This window comes from Nostoc sp. DedSLP03 (assembly GCF_034530815.1).
Lineage (GTDB): Bacteria > Cyanobacteriota > Cyanobacteriia > Cyanobacteriales > Nostocaceae > Nostoc.
Genome location: NZ_JAVRCK010000194.1, coordinates 1 through 4,565 on the forward strand (window position 1 = coordinate 1; position 4,565 = coordinate 4,565).

General features: G+C 39.4%; 3 protein-coding genes. All 3 read left to right on the forward strand.

The features are described from left to right. Nucleotides 1-140 precede the first annotated feature (140 nt). The 3 genes from glyQ to RM368_RS38020 all read left to right on the forward strand — a co-directional run bounded on the left by glyQ (nucleotide 141) and on the right by RM368_RS38020 (nucleotide 4,428). The gene (gene glyQ / locus RM368_RS38010; protein ID WP_322698853.1) at nucleotides 141-1,040 is read left to right on the forward strand and encodes a glycine--tRNA ligase subunit alpha; all 900 of its coding nucleotides are present in this window, start codon (nucleotides 141-143) and stop codon (nucleotides 1,038-1,040) included. A 516-nt stretch (nucleotides 1,041-1,556) separates the two neighbouring features. Continuing rightward, complete coding sequence (locus RM368_RS38015; RefSeq protein ID WP_322698854.1) at nucleotides 1,557-3,911, forward strand: ComEC/Rec2 family competence protein; 2,355 nt, start codon at nucleotides 1,557-1,559, stop codon at nucleotides 3,909-3,911. A gap of 46 nt (nucleotides 3,912-3,957) precedes the next feature. Further along, nucleotides 3,958-4,428 carry an NADAR family protein gene (locus RM368_RS38020; RefSeq protein ID WP_322698855.1) on the forward strand — a complete coding sequence of 157 codons (471 nt, stop codon included), beginning with the start codon at nucleotides 3,958-3,960 and terminating at the stop codon, nucleotides 4,426-4,428. The last annotated feature ends 137 nt before the right edge of the window (nucleotides 4,429-4,565 follow it).

Below are 4,565 nucleotides of genomic sequence, written 5' to 3' on the forward strand. Positions count from 1 at the left end.
CAATATAGCGAACCTACTTCCTCGTGTCAACTATTTTTCCCAAATTGATTTTGGATATTTTTTGATTATCCTGAAACTGTCCACAGTGCCGGGTTCTAGGCAACAATGGTTTATGCACTGTGTTGACTAAGGATAGAAGAGTGAATTTTCAATCAGTAATAAGTTTATTGCATCATTTCTGGGGCACGCGCGGTTGTCTTATTGCCCAGCCCTACGATATTGAAAAGGGGGCTGGTACTAAGAATCCCCAGACTTTTTTAAGAGCATTGGGGCCGGAACCTTGGGCTGTTGCCTATGTTGAGCCTTGTCGTCGCCCTACAGATGGACGGTATGGTGAAAACCCTAACCGTTTTCAACACTATTATCAATACCAAGTTCTGATCAAGCCTTCGCCAGATAATATTCAGGAAATTTATCTTGATTCGTTAAGGGCTTTAGGTATCTGTCCTGAAGACCACGATATTCGGTTTGTAGAAGATAACTGGGAAGATGCAACTGTGGGAGCTTGGGGCACTGGGTGGGAAGTATGGTTAGATGGTATGGAAGTTACTCAATTTACTTACTTTCAACAGTGTGGAGGAATTGATTGCCGTCCGGTGTCGATTGAGATAACTTATGGGTTAGAGCGATTGACAATGTATCTCCAACAAGTAGAAGCATTTATAAAGATACAGTGGACAGACAACATTACTTATGGAGATGTTTTCCTGCAAAGTGAAATTGAGCAGTGTACATACAACTTTGAAGCATCAAATCCTGAGTTGCTACTGACATTATTTAATTTGTATGAGCAAGAAGCTACGCAATTGACGGAGCGAGGACTGGTATTGCCTAGCTTAGATTATGTAATGAAATGTTCGCACACATTCAATCTGCTGGATGCTAGAGGTGTGATTTCGGTGACGGAAAGAACTCGCTATATTGCCAGGATTCGGCATTTGGCTAGGAAGGTAGCTCATTTATATGTTGAGCAAAGGGAGAAGTTGGGTTTTCCGTTGCTTAAAGATACTGTAGGTTCAACAGTAAGCCCAATATCCTAAAGGGTGCGGCTACACACAAACCTAGTACTTAGTTTGTGTAAAATGTTAGCGTTTTTAATGCCAGAGTAACGGAAAATGAAGGCAAAGTACGCAGAGTCATGGCAAATTTAATTCACTATGATTTTGCGTTTTGTTTATCTTTATGCCGCTGAGGCTTATTAAACTAGGTATATTTTTTTGATGTGGCTTTTGCTAAAAGACAGAAAGACGGTTAAATATTGAATTTAGAACATTAAAGCTACTTAAAGCTACAAAGATAAGGCCCGCCTGTGCGGGCTTTGTTTATATAAACTTGATCGACTATACTCACCACAAGCATAACTTTTCGCTGTTGCTGATTTAAAGAGATAAAAAGCTCACGTAGAGGTGCTCCAAGCACTGATAATAAGAGTTTGGAATATTTTATTTTTGAATTTCATAACCAAATTCAGCAACACCGATTTTTCTTTATTGCTGGCCTATCTATATTTAAACCATCTGCAAATTCGGATTGCTAGGTGCTTTTACAAAAATCTTATGATTCAAACCAGTGGTGTAATTATTTGTCTTAGCTACATTTTTAGCTTGCTGCTTACAGGAGTTTCTTGGGGTGGTGTGGGGATTTTGGTTCTGGGGATAGTGGGAGCAATTCTTTTTAGAAGACGCATCACGCTACAGCAATTTGCTCAGAAACCAGAAAATGCTGCAAGCAAAAATAAGGCAGTACCCAATACTTGGCAAAGTACTCCCCATCCTCGAATATGGCTAGCTGCTGGCTTGGTGGGATTATTGGCAACTCTATATTTTCAATGGCGAATACCACAACCGGGTGCAAAAGATATTAGTCAGTTTGTCCCGCCTGGAAATAGCAGCAATCAAGAACAACTTGTGATTGTACGCGGCGAAGTGGCAAGTAATCCCCGCTTAACTCGCAGTCAACGAGGACAATTTTGGCTGGAAACGACTCAGTTAGATGAAGTTAAAAATAATAAAGGTTCAGCAGGTGTCCCACAAGGGGTTACAGGCAAATTGTATGTGACAGTCCCTATACTTCAGGCTACTGGGTTATACCCTAGTCAACAAATTGCCGTGACTGGGATTTTGTACAAACCAAAGGCGGCTTCCAATCCTGGTGGTTTCGATTTTCAGAAGTTTCTCAAGCAGGAAGGGACGTTTGCCGGTCTAATTGGGCGACAAATAAATGTTTTGGAACCAGAACGTAAATGGGGATGGTGGCAAATTCGGGAGCGAATTGTGCGATCGCAAGTTCGTTGGCTGGGTATTCCTGAAGGACCTCTTGTCAGCGCAATGGTTTTAGGTAGCAAAGCTGTTGATTTACCCTACGATATCCGCGACTTATTTGTACAAGCAGGATTAGCTCATGCTTTAGCAGCTTCTGGGTTCCAAACTTCTTTGATCTTGAGTGTAATTTTACAGTTAACGAAACGGGCAAAAAAAGCAACGCAATTTACCCTTGGGTTTTTGGCTTTAATCATTTTTCTAAGTTTAACAGGGTTTCAACCTGCGGTTCTCAGAGCCGTAATTATGGGTTTTGCGGCGTTAGTGGGTCTACTATTAAAAAGGAAGGTAAAACAGTTCGGGTCATTGCTATTAGCAGCAACTCTGCTATTAGTGTTTAATCCTCTATGGATTTGGGATTTAGGTTTTCAATTGAGTTTTTTAGCAACATTAGGATTAGTTGTAACAGTACCCGCATTAGTCAATCGCCTAGCATGGCTACCACCTGCGATCGCTGCTTTGATTGCTGTTCCCCTAGCTGCCACTATTTGGACTTTACCTGTGCAACTTTTTGTTTTTGGAGTTGTACCATCTTATAGCCTGTTGCTGAATGTGATTAGTACTCCATTAATTTCGATCATTAGTATAGGTGGAATCATCAGTGCGTTAGTAGGTTTAATTTGGACTGACGCAGGAAGCTTCCTGGCAGGTGTATTACATTACCCTACTGATTGGTTAATTAAACTAGTAGATTTTTTTAGCAATTTGCCTGGAAATTCTGTTGCGGTGGGCAGTATATCTACTTGGCAGCTTTTGGCGATTTATATACTAATTATATTGGTCTGGCTAGTGCGTTGGTGGCAAAGGCGGTGGTGGTTTGCTAATATGATTGCAATTGGTTTAGTATTCATCCCACTTTGGCATTCTAAAAATACATTGTTTAGGATAACAATCTTAGAATCGGGGACAGAACCAATTGTAGTCGTTCAAGATCGAGGTACTGTAACTGTCATTAACAGTGGCGATGAAGGTACAGGACGTTTTACAATTTTACCGTTTTTACAACAGCAGGGTGTAAATCAAATAAATTGGGCGATCGCAACTGATTTTCAAGGTAACGAAAGTAATGCTTGGTTTGAATTAATGCAACGTTTACCAATCAATAATTTTTATGAATATTCACCTCAAACAGATAATTCTATTACAACTCAGGCTATTCAACAGGAACTACAAAAACATCAAGGAATTTATCAACCTTTGGTAGTTGGTCAATCTGTGAAAGCTGGCTCGATAGTAGCGCAATTAATCAACGACCAATTACCAATTTTACAATTGCAAATTTTAGATCAAAATTGGCTATTAGTAGGTAATGTTAAATCTAAAGAGGTACAGCAACTAGTTAAAAATGGAAGTTTGCCTCGCCCGCAAGTGCTTTGGTGTGCCCCTGAGTCATTAAAAGATTTAGTGATTACTTTACAACCACAAGTAGCGATCGCTTCTTCTGCCAACTTCGATCCAACAACTTTATCTGAACTGAATCAAAGCAAAACTAAACTGTTCTTTACAGGGCGAGATGGGGCTATTCAATGGACTCCTAATGGTCAGTTTGAGGCATTTATTGAATCAACAGAAAATAAATCATCTGTTTTATAAACAACTTACAACTTCAGTAAATTCAAAAAAAATTGTAGCAAACTTTATGACAATTTATTTTTATAGTACTCGTGAAGAGTATGGCTGTTTCTCTAACTTTTCGTCTCACGGCTTTGAATTAGATGGATTGTATTGGTCAACTAGCGAACACTACTTTCAAGCGCAAAAGTTTGTGGGTACACCTCATGTAGAACAAATCCGCTTAGTTAAAACACCTAAAGATGCAGCAAGAATGGGGCGTGAGAGAACGCGCCCCTTACGCCAAGATTGGGAACAGGTTAAAGATGACATCATGCGGCAAGCTGTGCTGTGCAAATTTCAAACTCATACAGATATTAAAGATATTTTACTTTCTACAAACAATGTAGAAATTGTTGAAAACTCGCCTATCGATTTTTACTGGGGTTGCGGAGCCGATGGTAGTGGTAAAAATATGCTAGGAAAAATTTTAATGGAGGTGCGCGATATTCTGCACCATACATACAGTAAAGATATTGATAATAAAACTATTAAATAAAGTTATCAAAATAGTTTTTTAATCAAACTACTCCAGACATAGAGAACACGAATAGATAACAAATAGAGACGATCGCAAACGCTTTAAGGTGATTTCTAGGAAAGAATTTACCAATGGAGGTAAAATGTACCCTTGAT